The following is a 16,879-nucleotide window of genomic DNA, read 5'->3' as shown; positions in this document are numbered from 1 at the left end:
CCATGTCCAATATCGTTATGGAAAAAGACATTGCCCATACCCACGAACAAGGGCATGAAGACGCCGGTTCCCTGAGCCTGTTCGGGTTCTGGATCTACCTGATGACCGACTGCATCCTGTTCGCGACCTTGTTCGCCGGCTACGCCGTATTGCGCGACAGCGTGGCGGGCGGGCCGTCGAGCATGGATATTTTCGAACTGCCCTATGTGCTGGCCGAAACCATGCTGCTGCTGTTGAGCAGTATCACCTACGGCTACGCCATGCTCGCCATGAACCATGGCAAGCAACGCGATGTGCTGCGCTGGCTGGGGCTCACGTTCGTGTTGGGCGCGGGCTTTATCGCCATGGAGATCAACGAATTCCACCACCTGATCGAAGAAGGCTACGGGCCGGACCGCAGCGGCTTCCTGACGGCCTTCTTCACCCTCGTGGGCACCCACGGCGCGCACGTGTTGACCGGGCTGATCTGGATGGCGGTGCTGATGGTCCAGGTCAAGCAACGCGGCCTGACCAGCACCAACGCCACCCGGCTCAGTTGCCTGAGCCTGTTCTGGCACTTTTTGGACGTGGTGTGGATCTGCGTCTTTACCGTGGTCTATCTGTTGGGGGTGGTGTGACATGTACAAGCAAAGCTCGCTTCACAGCAGTGCCGGTACCAGCCATGGCAGCAGTCGCTCCTATCTGGTCGGGTTCCTGGTGTCAGTACTGCTCACCCTGATTCCGTTCGCCCTGGTGATGTTCCCGTCACTGCCGCGCACCGTCACCGCCTGGTTGGTAGTGGCGTTGGGCGCGATACAAATCGTGGTCCACCTCAAGTTCTTCCTGCACCTGGACACGGCCGAAGAACAACGCTGGAACCTGATTGCGCTGATTTTCTCGGCGGTCATCATTCTTCTGTTGGTGGGGCTTTCGTTATGGATCATGGACAGTATTCATCACAACATGCTGGCGCACTGAAACACTGGCGGGGGCTGTTCAATACCGCTATCGAGCTGACCAAGCCGGGCATTATTGTCGGTAACCTGGCGTCGGTGCTGGGCGGTTACCTGCTCGCCGCCAGCGGGCATGTGGCCTCGGTGACGCACGGGCTTGCCACACTGCTCGGCACGGCCCTGGTGATCGGTTGCGGCTGTGTCGTCAACAACTGCATTGACCGCGACATCGACCGGCGCATGGTGCGCACCTGTCATCGGCCATTGGCACTGCGCACCATCAGCGTGTCCACTGCCGCAGGCTATGGGATCGTCCTGGGCACCTGCGGTTTTGGCTTGCTGTGGGCCGGCAGCAATGCGCTGGCGTGTGGGCTGGCAATGGTCGGGCTGGTGATCTATGCGGGGGTCTACACCTACTGGCTCAAGCGACGCTCCCACTGGGCCACCTTGATCGGCAGCGTCTCCGGGGCGATGCCACCGGTGATCGGCTATTGCGCGGTCACCGGGCGGTTTGACCTCACGGCCATGCTACTGATCGCGGTGTTCTGTTGTTGGCAGATGCCGCATTCACACGCCATCACCGTGATGCGCCGCGAGGATTTCCGCGCCGCAGGCCTGCCGCTGTTGAGCCTGGCCCAAGCCCATCGGCAGATCCAGGCGTACATGCTGGCCTTCCTCGCCAGCGCCCTGATGCTAGGCGCGGTGGCGCAGATGGCGGCGTTGTATTTCGTAGTGATGCTCGGGCTGGGGGGTTATTGGCTAACTCTCGCGGCCAGCGGTACACGCCTCGCTGACCCGACCGGCTGGGCACGCAGGATATTCGGGTTTTCGATTGTGTTGGTGCTGGCGCTTGACCTGGCGCTGGCGGTGCTGAGGTAGCTTTGTGGGCGGCGCCCTCGAGGGATGCAGTGCTCAAAGCAACAAAGATCTCCTGTGGGAGCGGGCTTGCCCGCGAAGACGTCGGCCCACCCAACATTGATGTTGACTGACCCGCCGCTATCGCAGGCAAGCCAGCTCCCACAGGGGATTGCGCTTAACTGAATGGCATTGGGGCAAGCCCGCTCCCACATTTTGAGCGCATTGGCCTGCTCGATCAGGCATCGAGCACCGCCCGGATTTTGCGCGGCAAATCAGCAGGCTGATACGGCTTGGGAATCAACTCGAACTCATGCACCTCTATCTCCGCGCGGGCCAATGCGTCTTTCGCATAGCCGGTAGTCAGCAAGATCCTGATGTGCGGATACAAGCGCGACACCTCCCGCGCCAACGCCGCGCCGTTCATCGCGCCGGGCATGATCAAGTCACTGAACACCAGATCATACGTCGCCTGTTTGAGCATGCCCAATGCCTCGGCGGCATTGAGGGCGACGTCCGTGTGGTAACCGTAGTCAGACAGAATGACCTGCGCCAACTCGGCCACCTCGGGCCGGTCCTCCACGATCAGGATGCGTTCGTTACCTTGCGGTGAGATGGCTGTGGGGGGCTGCTCGACCCACAGCTGGCTGTCATCTGCAGGAAAGTACAAGCGAATCGTCGTACCGATGCCCGGGTCTGAATGAATCCGCGCCGTGCCGCCCGATTGCTTGACGAAGCCGTACACCATCGACAACCCCAGGCCCGAGCCCTGGCCTTCTTCCTTGGTGGTGAAGAACGGCTGCATGACTTTGTCCTGAATACCTGCGTCGATGCCGTTGCCGTTATCCGAGACCGAAATACTCACGTAACAGCCCTCGGTCAACCCATCCCGCTCGGCACCGACATCGCCCGGTACCTGGACGTTGCAGGTCTTGACGGTTACCGTCGGGTCAGCACGCCCGTGCAAAGCATCCTGGGCATTCGATAACAGGTGCTGCACTGCCAGCTCCGCCTGGACAGGGTCGATGCGGCAGTTCCACAGATCTTCGGCAAGTTCTACATGCAACTCGACGCCCTGCAGCGCACGTGCCATGAATTCGGGGCGACCGAGCAAACTGTTCAAGTTGATCACCCGACTGTCGAGCCGTTGCTTGCGCGAAAACGCCAGCAACTGCTGGGTCAGGGTCTGAGCTTTTTCCGCCGCGGCCCTGGCACGGCTGGCACTGTTGACGATGCGCTGCGGATCGCTACCGGGACGCTTGGCGCTCTGCTGAATCAAGTCGAGATAACCCATCATCACTTGCAGCAGGTTATTGAAGTCATGGGCGATGCCACCGGTCAGTTGCCCCAGCGCTTCCAGGTCTTGTGCGCGACGCACGCGCTGTTCCGCGTCGTGGCGCCGGCTCACGTCCAGCTGCGAGGCGAAAAAATACACCAGTTGCCCTCGTTCGTTGAACAACGGCGAAATGAACAACTCGTTCCAGAAGGTCGAGCCGTCCTTGCGGTAATTGAGCACCTCGACACAGGCTTCATGGTGCTGCTCAACTGCGCGTTGCACCTGGTGCAGCGCGTTTTTGTCGGTTTGGGGCCCCTGCAGGAACCTGCAATTACGTCCGATCACTTCGTCCAGTTCAAAGCCTGTCAGGGTCAGGAACGCCTGGTTGGCAAAGATGATCGGATTATCAGGCCCCGCGGGGTCGGTCACGATCATTGCGCTGTGGCTGGCTTGCATGGCCGCAAAGAACAGGTCTTTGCGGCTGGCAGACAGCATTGCCAATTCCATACCGTCGACCACAGGCTTCTTCTTTGTCGCCAAGGTTCACCTCCAGATACGTGGTACGTGTTCCATGGACCGTGAAAACGCTGCGCAGTGCCATCTTGTGCCGAGCGGACGCGGCGCCCCCAAGGGCACCGCACGTGTCATTAACGCTTGGCTTGTATGTCAGGCGCCTCAGAGCGTTGCAAAAACGCTTGCGTAAGCTCTGGCAAGTGCGCGAGCAACCACTGAGCCATGGCGACTTCCTGGGGTAGAATCTTTTCGCACGCCGCTTGTGTCTCGGCGTCGCCCGCTGCCTTCGCGGCCGCGATGAGCACCGTGTAGCTGGCCACTTCCATATTTTCAAACACGTAGCCGGCCATCGCGCCCTTGATCACCTCGTCACTCATCAGCGAGCCACCGACCGCCTGACCGAAAGCCATCAGCTTGCCGCCCACGTCTTTAAGGGTCGAGGCACTGCCTCCCAAACGCGTCAGGCATTCGTCAATCAGTTGCTGCTGCCCAAGGGTTTCCTCAATGTGCTCGTCGATTCGCGCCTTGAGTTGGGGGTAATTCTCCAGGCGCTCGGACTGTGCCTTGAGCATTTTCTCGGCCTGTTGCTCCATCGCATGGGCATCACGTAGCCAGTCGAGCAGGTTTTCCTGTGGGGTTGCCATGTCGTTGTCCTCGTCAAGAAAGTCGAAAGCACCGCACGCCCTTCAGCGTGCGGCTATTCTCAATCAAAGGTCGGGCTTGGGCTTGAGGCCCGCCCCCAGGTCAGCGCCGGTGGTGGGGTCGCTGGTGGGGTCCGAGAGCGTGCGGATTTTCATCGCGCTCAGCACCGCTTCATCGTCGGCGTCCAACTGCACGCTGGCGGTGCCGTCACCGCCATCGACCGCCGGTTGTGGGTTTTCCACAAACTCCCAACCGTCACCCTGGTTCCAGGGCCCGCGCAGGTTCTCCGCGCCTTGGGACATGTTGAAGTACACCTGGGTGAACTCCGGTTTGCCCGGCAACTTGCCCTGGGGAAAATTCGGCTGGATCGCATGCAGCGCTTTTTCGAAGGATATCTGGTGAGCGATTTCCCGCGTCATCAAAAAACCCAGCGCATCTTTTACACCCGGGTCATCGGTGACGTTCATCAACCGCTCATAGACAATTTTGGCCCGGGCTTCGGCGGCGATATTCGAGCGCATGTCTGCGGTGGGTTCACCAATAGTGTCGATGTAGGCGGCGGTCCACGGCACGCCGGCAGAGTTGGTCAAAGGCGAACCCGCCCCGTACAGCAGGCTGGTGATATGCGAGTCATTGCCGGCGCCATTGAGGGCACGATACAACTCGCCCTCCTCTTCCACGCCTTCGGCCATTCGCCCCTTGGCGCCCTTGTTGAGCATGACGATGATGGAGCCGACGATCTCCAGATGGCTGAGTTCTTCGGTGGCGATGTCCATCAGCAAATCTTTGCGCCCCGGATCGTCTTCCGCCAAGGCTTGGGTGAAGTAACGGGACGCGGCGGCCAACTCACCTTGGGCGCCGCCAAACTGCTCGAGCAAAAGGTTGGCCAGGCCCGGATTGGGCTCGGCGACGCGGACGGTGTATTGAAGTCGCTTGTTATGTAGAAACATGAACAAATCTCCTCAGGCTTACGGAAAAAGGCGCCCTGCTGGAATGCGCGCCTACCTTGCATGGGAAGTGGCCTGCGCGTGGAAAATTTCAAAATAAACCGACGCCTCACGACCAGCGGTAATGCGCTGCAGGCCAAGCGAAACGGCACTTGTAGCGCAGTTCTCTCAATCGGCGCCGTGGTTTTCCGACTCGGGCACGGCGTCGATGCCGGGCGTACCGTTGGCGGGCTTGATGCTGGCGTCAGCGGGCGTTGCGGCGCTGTCGGGATGGTCCCAATCGGTGGTCGCGTTGGGGTCTTCGTCGCGCCCGGCAGTGCCGATGACGCAACCGTCTTCATTGGGTGCGTCTGGATGCTCGAGCGGCCGGTACTGTGGGTTGGATGGGTTGTGTTTCATGGCTGAAAAGCTCCCGTTCACAGGTTAGGAACCTCGTTGGAACCACACCCTTTTTTGGAGTGCGACGAAAAAGACGAATGGCAGGACCGTTAACTAAACCAGCAGTTTCGATCTGATTAATATCAAAGCGCTGGCCGGCAATAAAAGTTATACGAAGCGGCGCATCAACCAAGTTTCTGTATAACTTTTTCAGCGAAATTACCGTTCGTCGCCGGTTAGAAAAATCGGTAAAACATTTTTCAAAAAGCCAATATCGGAATAAGTGTCCGTTGCGAAACGGCCAACTAACGAAACGCAAACTTAGCGACTGGAGAACTATCATGACTACAGGTAATAAAAACCCGGGCAACTTTGCCAATGATCGCGAAAAAGCCTCCGAAGCCGGTAAAAAAGGCGGCCAAGCGTCGGGCGGGAACTTCGCCAACGACCGTGAAAAAGCCTCGGAAGCCGGCCGTAAAGGTGGGCAGCACAGCCATGGCGGCGGTCGGAAGTCGGGTTCTTGAGTAACGGTGGGAGGGGCAGCCTGGCTGCCCCTTCAAACCAAACGCACAGAACATAAGTGACATATTCATCACTGATAAATAATCGTAAACGTCGCCGACGCATTGGCCGGGCCTGGCGTGACTCGGTTGGCGGTTTGCAGATAACGGGCACGCAAGCGGATGTTGTAGCTGGACTCGAAGGACAGTGGGTTAATACCGCTGGCCCGATTCATCCCCAGGGGTACCGGGGTACTGTCTAGTGTCGCTACTTGGATGCCGACTCCGCTTGCGGCAGGCGAATTACCTGTGCCTGTGGGATCAATGCTCAGCACGCCCGTACTGGCATTGATCGCCGGGCGCGAGGAGTCGATGCGAAATTGCAGGGTGTTACCCGCTAGGGTTCCGCCGGAGCCAACGCCGGTGGGTGAATTACCACTTTGCGAAAGCCAGCCAGGTCCGATGGTGGAATAGGTGCCATGGAACGCCGGGCAATCATTCAAGTTGATGGAAAAATCTGTCCACCCTGTGGCGCTGTTAAGCCCGGTGAACTTATTGGTCAAGTGCGTCCCCATCGGCACTGAAACATCCGGCGTACTGCAGGTGCGCGAGACAATCTGGATACTGCCGGAGATGCCCATCCTGAAACCCTGCATCCTGGCATCGCCGAAGTTGCCAAACAGGCTCACGACCGGCAATGAGCTGCCCGCCAATACACCTGGCGTTACTTCCCCTAGTTTGATCAGTATCAATTCGAAGTTCGAAGGTCCATCAAACGGAATCAGGCAGCGAGAGCCCGATGTGCAGGCAGTCCAGGATTTGTTGGTTTGCCTGGGCAGCACGCCGCCGAGACTATTGATAACCACCCCCAGCCCTGGAATTCGGGTTCTGTAGACCTTGTTGGCATAGGGGCCGCTGGACCAATTGGCTAAGCCAGAAGTCGCCTCGACCGTCAACTCGGTCCACTGTTGAAACGGAGCAAACCGGCAGTCCAGCTCGGGTGCCTGGCCCAAGGCCATGCTGAAGCGCTGTCGATAGACTTCGGCGCCCACCGGCACATCACGTCCGACGGTAATCGCCGAGACCTGCAATGGCATGTTGCCCACTGCGGCCTGGATACCGTTGTTATATGTACAGGTCACTGCCATGGCCGTATCGGCCATCGCCCAAAGTGCCGCCAGCGCTAGGCTGGGTTTGATCAAAGCGCCCATGTTCATAACGGTACCTTTTGCATGTTGTTGGGCGGCGTGCTGCCCGCGACCTGTTTGCCGGCGGCGCAAATAGCGTCCACCTGCTGCAATTGCTGGCCCTCGCCGGGGCCGGGAGGAATCATCAGGGCACACTGTTGATGGGTCTTGCTGCCCCAGTTGATCAACAACTGGCGGGTTTCTGGCTTGATCCGGGCATAGAGCAGACCGCCCTGCCCGACCATCCCCACCGAGGCGCCTTCGCCGTCGGTCACGCCTGCGCCAAATGGCAAGCTGCTGCCATCGTCCAGGCGCACATTGAGCAGCACCGCACGGCCCTGATTAGTGGTGTATTTAAGATGCACCACGGCGCCAGCGCGTGGGGCGACTTGTTGGCTGGTCTCGTTGAGTTCGACATCCAGCGAACTGCCAATCGGGTCGATGGCCACCTCGTTCAGCTCATAAGGCCGCAGGTACGGCACCACGGCATTGCCGCGACTGTCGAGCGTCAGGCCGGGGTACCCCGAAACCTTGGCGCCCGCGGCACCCGGCGCACTGACCACCGCCATGGTTTCGCCGCGGTACGGCGTCATGGTCACGCCCTCTGCATGGGCCACCACGGTGCCGCTGGCGCCCATCGAGGCGCTGGTATAGCCATCGCCACGCCCCAGTGCCGCACTGAGCATGGCTCGCCCACCCGTGTACTGACCGTTAAGCGCGGCGCTCTTGCTGTGGTTGGCGCCGTCATGGCCGAAATTGGCGCTATAGCCATATTGACGGTCTTGGCCGGCGGTGCCGCTGATACCGGCCTGCTCACTGTAATTGCCTTGGGTATCGCGGCCCACCTGCGCGGTTATTTGCGGAGTGTTACCCGACGCGCCGAAATCCAGGGGCATGCTCATGGTCAGCAAAAAGCTGTTCTCCATGTCGCCCAGCCCCATGCGGCTGCGGTTGGCATTCACACTGAAGCTGACGCGGTTGAACTGCTTGCTGTAGCTGAACTGGTACTGCACATCACTGCCCGGCTGATTCCAGTAGTTTTGCGCGTAACCGCTGATGGAGACTTGCCCCCAAGCCCCAAGGTTCTGGTCGGCGGTCACCGAAAAACGGCTGCGCGGGCGACCGAACATGCTCGAATCCCAGCCATTTTTCTCGGCATCCAGCAGTTGGATGGCGTTGCTGAAATCCAGGTAGTCCTGAGTGGAAAACCGATAGGCTGCCAGCGAGAAGTTACTGCCGGTACTGAGCACATTCTTGCTGTACGACACCCGCATGCTCTGGCCCTTGGCAGCGCCGCCGGCCAGGTCGGTCTGGGCGTGCGTGATGTCCACGGCCATCGCACCGATGGGTGTGCCGAACGCCAGGCCGGTGAGCACCGCCGTGTAGTCATCGCTCGATTGCAGACCGGCAAAACCGGTGAAGGTATTGTTCAAGCCGTACTGCACAGTCCCTTGCAGCAGGCGCGCCTGATCGTCGACGAAGTTGTTGCGGGTTTCACCCGCAGTGAGGCTGAACCGCGAGGTGCCGGGGCGCAGCAACTGGCTGACCGAGGCGTAGGGCACGATAAAGTTCTGCTCAGTGCCGTCGGCTTCGGCCACGCTCACGCTGAGGTCGCCACCATAGCCGGTGGAGTACAGGTCATCGATCACGAACGCGCCGGGCGCCACGGTGGTTTCCAGCAAGATATTGCCGGCCTGGCGAATGGTTACCCGCGCATTGGTGCGGGCAATACCCCGGATGACCGGCGCATACCCGCGCATCGAATCGGGCAGCATGCGGTCGTCAGTGGACAGTTGCACACCGCGGTAGGACAAGGTGTCGAAGATCTCGCCGGTGGTGTTGGACTCACCCACCGTCAGTTGGCTTTTCAACGCGGTGATATCACGCTGGGCGTATGTGTCCAGAGCCTGGTACCGGCTGCCCAAACGTGACTGCCAGCTCATGGACGCGTTGTGGCGCAGGCGCCAGTCCCCCAGGTTCAGGCCCGCGTTGAGGCCCATGAACGCCGAATCGGAGTTGCCACTGCGGGTGCGGTTACGATTGGCGTTGAAGTTGTAGCTGAGCATGGCGGCCGTCACGCCACGGTCCCACAACTGCGGGCTGACGTAACCCCGCGCATTACGCTTGAGCGCCACCTGGGGAATGCTCAAGTCCAGCGCCTGGTTCTCTGGGGAGAAGTTCGCGGTAGCGCCAGGGATTACCTGCCCCACTGCCGGGCACGCCTGACTGTCGAGCATCGTGCTGGCCTCGGGCGTAAGGCTGGCCATTTGCACACCCTGGCGCTCAAGCAAGCCACGGTTCATACACACCACCGGCTTGCTGCCGTCGGCCTGGGCGTCAATGCGAATATCCTGCCGGTTGTTCAGTTGCCCGTTGAGGATGATGTCGGCTCGGTATTGGCCTGGCATCACCGGGTTGCCGGCCTGGTAGGCACTCAGGTCAAGATTGCGCGAGTCTTCGGGCAGGAAGGCGTCATTAAACTGCACTTCTTGCGCCAGTGCGCCTTGCATGCCCCACACGCCTGGAGCAATGGCCAATGCCTTGAGGATCAGGGCAGTGAGCGGATTCAAGGCGAAGCGAGGCCGCGCCCGCAGAAAAAGCCTGGAGCAAGAAAAGGTCGACATAGATGACTCGCGGTTAAAAACGTCAGGAATGGATCAGGGCTGCAGCGTGTTGTGGGTCGGGACCAACGCGCCGTAATCGTTGATGGCGCTGAATTCCACCTGGGCCTGGCTCGACGGCCTGGCCTTGAGCGTGGGCAGCGCGAACTGCCGGGTTTCTCCAGGGCCGACCATGCCGTCCTCACTGCGATAGCGTTGGTTACCCGCCACCAGGTCCAACTCGATCAGCGAGACGTGGAACGCCGACGGGTTGTACGCCTTCAGCGCCAGGCCTTGGCCATCGCGTGCCGTAACCAATTGCCACTGCACCTGCTCAACCGCCTCATTGGGATTTCCAGGCAAGCCGACCGGGCGATAGAACAGCTTGATGCGCGAACGGAAAGCCATTTGCAGCGTATTAAGGTCTGCACCCGCCTCGGGTTTGGGCGGGATTTCGAGAACGTTGAGCCAGAACACCGACTCTTTGTCCTGCGCCAAAGGCGCGCCGGTAAAGAGCACTCGCAAGCTTTGGCCCTTGGTCGGGTCAATGCGCGCCACCGGGGGCGACAATAGGAACGGCGCCTTGGAGCTGGTGGGTGTCGATTCGACGCTGCCGGTGTCGATCCATGATTGGACCAGTGCGGGCAACGTGCCGTTATTGTTCAGTTTTACGGTGATTTCTTTCTGGTCCGCCGGATAGACCAGGCGCGTACCGGTAATCACCACTGCAGCGAATGCATGGGAACACATCAGTGTGGCCAGGCCGATCAGCAGCAGTGGTTTGAATGCACGTGTGCACGACATAGAGCAATCCCTTTACCGTCTGGATGCACGCCCTTCAATACCGAGCAGGGCGTGTGTCCAAAGCCTGCGACTTACTGATAATTGATGGAGTAAGTCACGGAGCCCACAACGGTGCCCGGCGTGGTAGCCGACTGGGCGTAGTACTGAACGGCGTACGGCAGCACAGCGGTCAGGGCAGTTGGGTCAACAGTTACGCGGCTGGTGGAGGTAACCTGAGACGTGTTGCCGGCCTTGATCGCGTTGCCATTGGTGGCATCCACCAACTGCAGTTGAACCTTGGTGGCTGAACCGCTGATGTTCTTCACATTACCGCTGGCCGGATCAACACCACCGCCCGACTCAAAGAACGCCGCCGCGGTTTTGATCGCAGCAGAGCACTTGCTCAGTTCGATGTTGAAACCGGTCTGGCCAGCTACTTGCCCGGCGGAAGCCAAGGAAGCGGTGGAGATGGTTGGCAAGGTGACGGTGGTCGCGCCGGAAGCTGCTGCACCATTGACGGCCACTTGGCAGGTTTCGGCTTTCAGCTCACCGTTGAAATCAATTTTGCCGTCCGAAGCCATGGCAGCAGAAGAGACGGTGGCAGCGACCAGTACAGCGAGGGCGCGAGCTTTGTAATTCATGAGTAACTCCGAGAGCACGATAGACTTGATTAAGTTTTGAAGTTCCCTGGACGGGAAATACTTCTGCGTTGTTGCGAAGTGAAGTGTAAGCAGCGCACTTAATTTTCAAAATAGGAGTGCTCTGAAAAACAAATAACCCGGGCAAATTACCTTATAAACAGGCGATTAAAAGCAACAAACAAAGCCCCCCACCATAGTGGGCTGGCTTTAATAAGCCAACAGACAAAGCGTCTATAGGAGTGGTCCTAAAAGCGCGCCTGAACGGTATATTTAAATCCAGCTTATATAATGGGTCATCGTTATTCTGATCATCAGATGTTGATTGACCCACCGTTATCGCAGCCTAAGCATCTACACAACTTCGAGGTTAGGCTGGACCCGTGGCGGCCTGACAGCCGACGCTTATTTACCTGGCGCCCCGCGATCCAACTGTGGGAGCGGGCTTGCTCGCGAAGGCGACCTGACAGTCAACACAGTTGGATTGGGTACATATCCGTTCCTGCGGTAACGGCCACCTAGGGTTCCGCCCTGACGGCGGCTCCCTTTTGAACAGCGCAAAAGCAAGCAAAACGCTCTTGCCCCACCACTCGGCACCTCGCCCAGGCGCGGTGTGCCCGTAATCCGCCAGTGATTTGGGGGCCGCCTGAGCGGCTCGCTTCGCATCGTGGTTACCATTGAGCGCTACAGAGTTGTATAGATACCCATGGCTATCGCAGGCAAGCTCTAATGCCGTTCAGTTAAGGCATTTTGTAGGAGCGAGCTTGCTCGCGAAAAACTCACAGGCGCCGCGCTCATTCAGGAAGCACACATTATCGTTGACGTTTTTCGCGAGCAAGCTCGCTCCTACAGAGGGCGATATACGCTTAACTGAACGGCATTAAGGCAAGCCCCACCTGTGAGAACGAGCGGGTACAGCAACGAGGCTATGCTGGCGCAGGCCTTTGACCAAGCAGCACGCTGAGACGCTCGGCAATCTGCTGCGCTGGCCAGTCACGCTCATCGCGCAATAGCCGTCCCAGGCTTTCGACAGTGCCCACCAGGTCGTCCCGCTCCAGCCCCAGCGCCGCCTCGTGCAGACGCTGAACTGCCTGCAACGCTTGGCTTCGCTCGCGCAAGGCCAGTGCCTCGATCAAGTCGTTGAAGGCCGTGCGCAGGATATGCGACTCCTCCTCTGGCTCTTCCTTGGGCATTGCCGGCAGCGGACCTTGCGGCATGTCACACCAAAGCTCGATCATCTGCTGCAACTTGGCCGGTGTAACCGGCTTGACCAGCACCCCGTCGAGCCCCGCATCAAAACAACGCTCAAGGTGCTCGTTATCGCTGAAGCCCGCGACAGCTACAAGCGGACAATGGGCACGCTGCAACACCTGCTCCAACTCACGAAAGGCGCCCGCCAGCGGCTCGATTTCACTGTTTGGCAAGTCGCAATCGATCAATACCATATCGACCCGTCGCACATTGAATAGCGTCAACCCTTGGGCGCCATCAACCGCCAGCAACACCCTACAACCCAGCGCTTGCAGGTGTGCAGGCAGTGTCTGTTGGCCGGTCACAGGCGCCTGCACCACCAACACGTGTACACCGTTACCCTCCACTTGGGCCTGCGCCGCTTCAGCCTGGGGTATATCCAGGGTCTTGGCCCACTCGACAGACAGTTTGACTTCAACCTCAGTACCCACGCCTTGGGTGCTGTTGAGGGTCAGCTCACCCGACATCAGCCTCACGAGGCGACGGCAAATCACCAGGCCAAGCCCGCTACCACCGGTACGTTTGTAAGAGTGCTTGGCCCGTGCATAGGGCCGAAACAGGCTGGCCTGCGCCTGCTGTGACAAGCCAATGCCGCTGTCGATGATGCGGATCAGCACGTGCGGCACAGGAACCTCTGGCCATTCAACCACCTTGAGCTGCACCTCCACCCCGCCTACCTCAGTGAACTTGACCGCATTGGAGATCAGGTTGCGCAGCACCTGACTCAAGCGCATGCCCTCCAGCATCAAGGGGCCGCTGGGGCGTTCACCACTCAATGTCAGCAACAGGCCTTTTTCTTCGGCGCCGGCGCGATACTCCTCCACCACCTGCTGGACTAAGGCCCAGAGGTCCACAGGCTCCAGGGTCAGGGTCAGTTCCCCGGCCTCCATCCTGGAAATGTCCAGCACGTCATCCACCAGCCGCAGCAAGGTATTGGCGCCGCTGTTGGCCAATTGAGTGAAGTGGCGCTGCTGTTCGTCCAGCGGTGTGTGCTCCAACAACTCGATAGCCGCCAGCACCGCGTTCATCGGCGAACGCACTTCATGGCTGACCACCGCCAAAAACATCGCCTTTTCCCGCTCGCTCTGCACGGCCTGGCGGCGCTGACGACGGCTTTGCCAGGCGAACGCGATCAACAGCAGCACCACCGACAGCAACAGCCACAACTCACCCTGGAAATGCTCGGCGATGTCCTTGATCGTCGGAATGTCCAGGTTCATGTCATCGAACCAGGCGTCATAGATCGCTTTGCGCTCATCGTTGCTGATGGACCCCAGCACTTTTTCCAGGATCGACAACAGGATCGCGTCGCTGTCACGCACCGCCATGCTCACGCCGGTGTGCAATTGCGGCACCACCCCGGATACTTGCAACACCCCCTGATACTGCCGGGAAAGATAGGGGATCAGTAACCATTCAGAGGCGATGGCGGCATCCGCCCGACCGTCCTTGACCATCGCCATGATGTCGACAGCGTTCTGGCCGGAGATCACCGTTATGCCGGGGACTTTCTGCTGCAAAAACGCCTGATACCCCTCGCGCCCCAACATCACCAGGCGTTTGCCGGCAAGTTGTTCCAGGTCCACGAATGGCTGTTGGCCAAAGCGGCTGACGAGGATGGTGGAACTGGTGTTGTAGGGCGTCGTATAGCGCATGCCCAGGTCCTTGACCGGATCGTCGTCGCGGCGCCGGGTTGGCAAGATATCCACCTCGCCGCTGATCAGCATGTCCTTGCGGGCGCTACGATTGCCGGTGACCACCGACTGAAAATGCAGGCCCGTACGCGCCGCAATCAAACCCAGGTACTTGGCCGATAGCCCACGCAACTGGCCGTCGCTGATGTACTCGAAGGGCAGCAGGTTGTCGAACACACCGACACGCAGCACGGGGTTGGCGGCGATCCAGTCACGCTCTTGCTGGGTCAAGGTCATCGACGGCGGGTCGGCCTGCGCATCGGCCAGGCCCGCGCTTGCCAGCAGCAACCACCCCAGCAGCAGGCGCAACCGTACAACCTTCATTGTTGCGTCATCGGCGGCGGCGCGACCATGGCCAGCATGTCCAGCGGGGTCTCCTCGCTCACGGCACGCCAGTGCTGAACCAACGCCTGAAGCGTGTGCACGTAAACCGGGTTGCCCCAGCCCTCCTCTGCCCGCAACAGGTTCTCCATGTGCGCGGCCGCCTGGGCCAGGGCCGGCCATTCGATGATCAGTGCCGCGCCGTGTAACCGATGGGCAACATGGATGGCCGAAGGGCGATCACAGAGCGCCATCGCCCTGAGCAGGCTCCCCAGGTCGGCCGCCATCTCACGGATGATAGCGGCCTGATCAAGTGTCGGGGCCATCAAGCTGGCACGCGGTGCCGCCAACGTGACGCCGCACCACTGCTCGATCACGTCACTCAACTGCCCCAGACGTATGGGCTTGCTCAACGCCCCATCCATGCCCGCCGCCAGGCAGCGTTGAAGGTGCTGCTCGCCGGTCAAGGCGGAAATGGCAATGATCGGGCAGCGCGCTCGCCCCCATTGCTGTTCGAGCGCCCGCAGTTCGCAGACCAGGCTGTAGCCGTCCTGATCCGGCAGGTCGCAGTCCATCAATACCAACGCGTAAGCGCGCTCAGCGAACCGCACGCGGGCCTGGGCCGCATCGGCGGCAATCACTGGCACACAACCAAACCCGCTGATTTGCGCCCGCAGCACTTCCTGGTTGGCCAGGGTGTCTTCCACCACCAGCAGCTGCAAACCATCGGTGACATGCAAAGGCATTGGGGCTGGGGCTCGCGTCGGTTCAGCGGCCTCAGGGGCAAGGGTTGCGGGCAAGTACAGGTTGATACACGTCCCCACTCCCGGCTCGCTGCGCAGGGTCAGCGAGCCTTGCATCAAATCGATCAATTGCCGACATATCATCAGCCCCAGGCCGCTGCCTCCCGCACGCTTGTAGGACTGACTCGCCTGGGCATAAGGCCGGAACAAAGAGGCCTGCACCGCTTCGCCCATACCGATGCCGGTGTCGCGGACTTCAACCTGCAACTGATGCTTACCGTCCAGCAAGTCTTCCAGGCGCAGGGTGATGTCAACAGCGCCGGTATCGGTGAACTTGATGGCGTTAGACAACAGGTTATGAAACACCTGCGTCAGCCGCGAACGGTCAAGCCACAACGACGGCAGGGGTGTCTGCACGCTCACATTCAGACTCAAGTGTTTTTCCCCCGCACGCAGGCGATGCAAGCCCACTACGCCATGCACCAGCGCGATGACATCCGTCGCCTCAAGTGTCAGACGTAACGCCTTGGCCCCTGAATCCGGCCGGTGCAGCACATCATCGAGCAAGCGCACCAGCATATTGGCGCCGCTGTTGGCCAAGTGCGCGAAGTGGCGCTGCTGGTCATTGAGTCGGGTGTGCCACAGCAGCTCCATGGCCGCCAGCACGGCGTTCATTGGCGAGCGTATTTCGTGACCCATCACCGCCAGGAACATGGTTTTTTCCTGCTCGTTCCGCTCGGCCTGCCGCTGCTGGCGGTAACCGCGATAGACCAGCACACACAAGCCAATCAACGCCAACATGCCCAGGATCAAAAGATGCAAGTAATGGCTGGCGATGTCCCACAGGGTCGGCGCATCTACCTCCAGGTCCCGGTACCAATGCTCGTACATCGCATTCTGTTGTGAGGGGCTGATCGAGCCTAGGGCTTTGCCAATGATCGAGGCCAGCATGGCGTTATCGGTGCGCACCGCCATGTTCACATCCAACATGCTGCTGCCCACCACGCCAGAAATTTCCAGCACGCCCTGAAACTGTCGATACAAATAGGGCATCAAGAAGGCTTCGGAGGCCACGACTGCATCGGCACCACCGTCCCGGAGGGTGTTCAGCATGGCCAAGGCCTGGGGGCTTTTGATCAGAGTGGCTCGGGGTGCCCTTTTTCTGAGCAACTGCTCGTAATACTCCACATCGGGGATCACGACCGTTTTATCTTGTAGCTGGTCAAGGTCAAAAATATCGGCGTCGTCGACACGGGTCACGATGATCGGCACGGTAGTGTCGTAGACCAGCGCGGTAAGATCCTCGATAGGCGGCTCGTCACGAAAGCGAAAGTGCGAAGACAGCAGGTCTACCTGGCCATCCAACAGCATGCGCTCACGTGCAGCCCGGGTCTTGACCGGCACATAGGTGAATTCAAGCCCCGTGGCATCGCGCACATATTGCAGGTACTGCACCGGCCGCCCTTGCAGCACGCCATTACTCATGTACTCGAAGGGGACCAGGTTTTCCATCACCCCCACTCGAAGGACCGGATGCTGCGCTATCCACAGCCGCTCCTGCTCCGTCAGCTCAACCGGCGCCGCACAGGCAAGCGCGGCATCCAGCATCAGCAACATGA

General features: G+C 59.9%; 14 protein-coding genes. 4 read left to right on the top strand and 10 right to left on the bottom strand.

Translation table 11 applies throughout. The annotated features are described in order from the left end of the window. Nucleotides 1-2 precede the first annotated feature (2 nt). Genes BT204_RS24375 through cyoE form a run of 3 tightly spaced genes read left to right on the top strand, consistent with a single transcriptional unit; the run spans nucleotide 3 to nucleotide 1,811 of the window. Complete coding sequence (locus tag BT204_RS24375; RefSeq protein ID WP_034127104.1) at nucleotides 3-617, top strand: cytochrome o ubiquinol oxidase subunit III; 615 nt, start codon at nucleotides 3-5, stop codon at nucleotides 615-617. A 1-nt stretch (nucleotide 618) separates the two neighbouring features. Continuing rightward, the gene (gene cyoD / locus BT204_RS24370; protein WP_034127103.1) at nucleotides 619-957 is read left to right on the top strand and encodes a cytochrome o ubiquinol oxidase subunit IV; all 339 of its coding nucleotides are present in this window, start codon (nucleotides 619-621) and stop codon (nucleotides 955-957) included. Then, on the top strand, nucleotides 915-1,811 hold the full coding sequence (gene cyoE / locus BT204_RS24365; RefSeq protein WP_072448512.1) for a heme o synthase: 897 nt from the start codon (nucleotides 915-917) through the stop codon (nucleotides 1,809-1,811). Before cyoD ends, cyoE begins: the two co-directional genes overlap by 43 nt. Nucleotides 1,812-2,025: 214 nt before the next feature. On the opposite strand, the gene BT204_RS24360 is transcribed toward cyoE, so the two are convergent. The 4 genes from BT204_RS24360 to BT204_RS24345 all read right to left on the bottom strand — a co-directional run bounded on the left by BT204_RS24360 (nucleotide 2,026) and on the right by BT204_RS24345 (nucleotide 5,564). Continuing rightward, entirely contained in the window at nucleotides 2,026-3,603 is a 1,578-nt protein-coding gene (locus tag BT204_RS24360) for a histidine kinase famiy protein (protein WP_175550985.1), read from the bottom strand. 107 nt (nucleotides 3,604-3,710) lie between these two features. Further along, nucleotides 3,711-4,220, bottom strand: coding sequence for a ferritin-like domain-containing protein (locus tag BT204_RS24355; protein ID WP_072448510.1), 510 nt, complete (start codon nucleotides 4,218-4,220; stop codon nucleotides 3,711-3,713). Between the two features lie 63 nt (nucleotides 4,221-4,283). After that, entirely contained in the window at nucleotides 4,284-5,168 is an 885-nt protein-coding gene (locus BT204_RS24350) for a manganese catalase family protein (protein WP_014718025.1), read from the bottom strand. Between the two features lie 165 nt (nucleotides 5,169-5,333). Continuing rightward, nucleotides 5,334-5,564 carry a hypothetical protein gene (locus BT204_RS24345; RefSeq protein ID WP_054895704.1) on the bottom strand — a complete coding sequence of 77 codons (231 nt, stop codon included), beginning with the start codon at nucleotides 5,562-5,564 and terminating at the stop codon, nucleotides 5,334-5,336. Between the two features lie 320 nt (nucleotides 5,565-5,884). On the opposite strand from BT204_RS24345, the gene BT204_RS24340 reads away from it, so the two are divergent. Then, on the top strand, nucleotides 5,885-6,067 hold the full coding sequence (locus tag BT204_RS24340) for a con-10 family general stress protein (protein WP_003190457.1): 183 nt from the start codon (nucleotides 5,885-5,887) through the stop codon (nucleotides 6,065-6,067). Between the two features lie 68 nt (nucleotides 6,068-6,135). Here the strand turns inward: BT204_RS24340 and BT204_RS24335 are convergent, their stop codons facing one another. From BT204_RS24335 to BT204_RS24305, 6 genes are all read right to left on the bottom strand, one after another. Continuing rightward, a complete protein-coding gene (locus BT204_RS24335; protein WP_239695926.1) occupies nucleotides 6,136-7,254 on the bottom strand; it encodes a fimbrial protein in 1,119 nt (372 codons plus the stop codon). Between the two features lie 2 nt (nucleotides 7,255-7,256). Beyond that, nucleotides 7,257-9,854 carry a fimbria/pilus outer membrane usher protein gene (locus BT204_RS24330; RefSeq protein ID WP_044273270.1) on the bottom strand — a complete coding sequence of 866 codons (2,598 nt, stop codon included), beginning with the start codon at nucleotides 9,852-9,854 and terminating at the stop codon, nucleotides 7,257-7,259. 33 nt (nucleotides 9,855-9,887) lie between these two features. Beyond that, a complete protein-coding gene (locus BT204_RS24325) occupies nucleotides 9,888-10,634 on the bottom strand; it encodes a fimbrial biogenesis chaperone (protein ID WP_054895706.1) in 747 nt (248 codons plus the stop codon). 71 nt (nucleotides 10,635-10,705) lie between these two features. Further along, complete coding sequence (locus BT204_RS24320; RefSeq protein WP_003190448.1) at nucleotides 10,706-11,254, bottom strand: fimbrial protein; 549 nt, start codon at nucleotides 11,252-11,254, stop codon at nucleotides 10,706-10,708. A gap of 923 nt (nucleotides 11,255-12,177) precedes the next feature. Beyond that, on the bottom strand, nucleotides 12,178-14,520 hold the full coding sequence (locus tag BT204_RS24310; RefSeq protein WP_054895707.1) for an ATP-binding protein: 2,343 nt from the start codon (nucleotides 14,518-14,520) through the stop codon (nucleotides 12,178-12,180). Continuing rightward, complete coding sequence (locus tag BT204_RS24305; RefSeq protein WP_072448504.1) at nucleotides 14,517-16,877, bottom strand: ATP-binding protein; 2,361 nt, start codon at nucleotides 16,875-16,877, stop codon at nucleotides 14,517-14,519. Before BT204_RS24305 ends, BT204_RS24310 begins: the two co-directional genes overlap by 4 nt. Nucleotides 16,878-16,879: the final 2 nt, after the last annotated feature.

The sequence above is a fragment of the Pseudomonas sp. NFPP02 genome (assembly GCF_900119355.1).
Taxonomy (GTDB): Bacteria; Pseudomonadota; Gammaproteobacteria; order Pseudomonadales; family Pseudomonadaceae; genus Aquipseudomonas; species Aquipseudomonas paracarnis.
The sequence above is the reverse complement of the archived record's forward strand: the minus strand, read 5'-3'. Positions and strand labels throughout refer to the sequence as shown.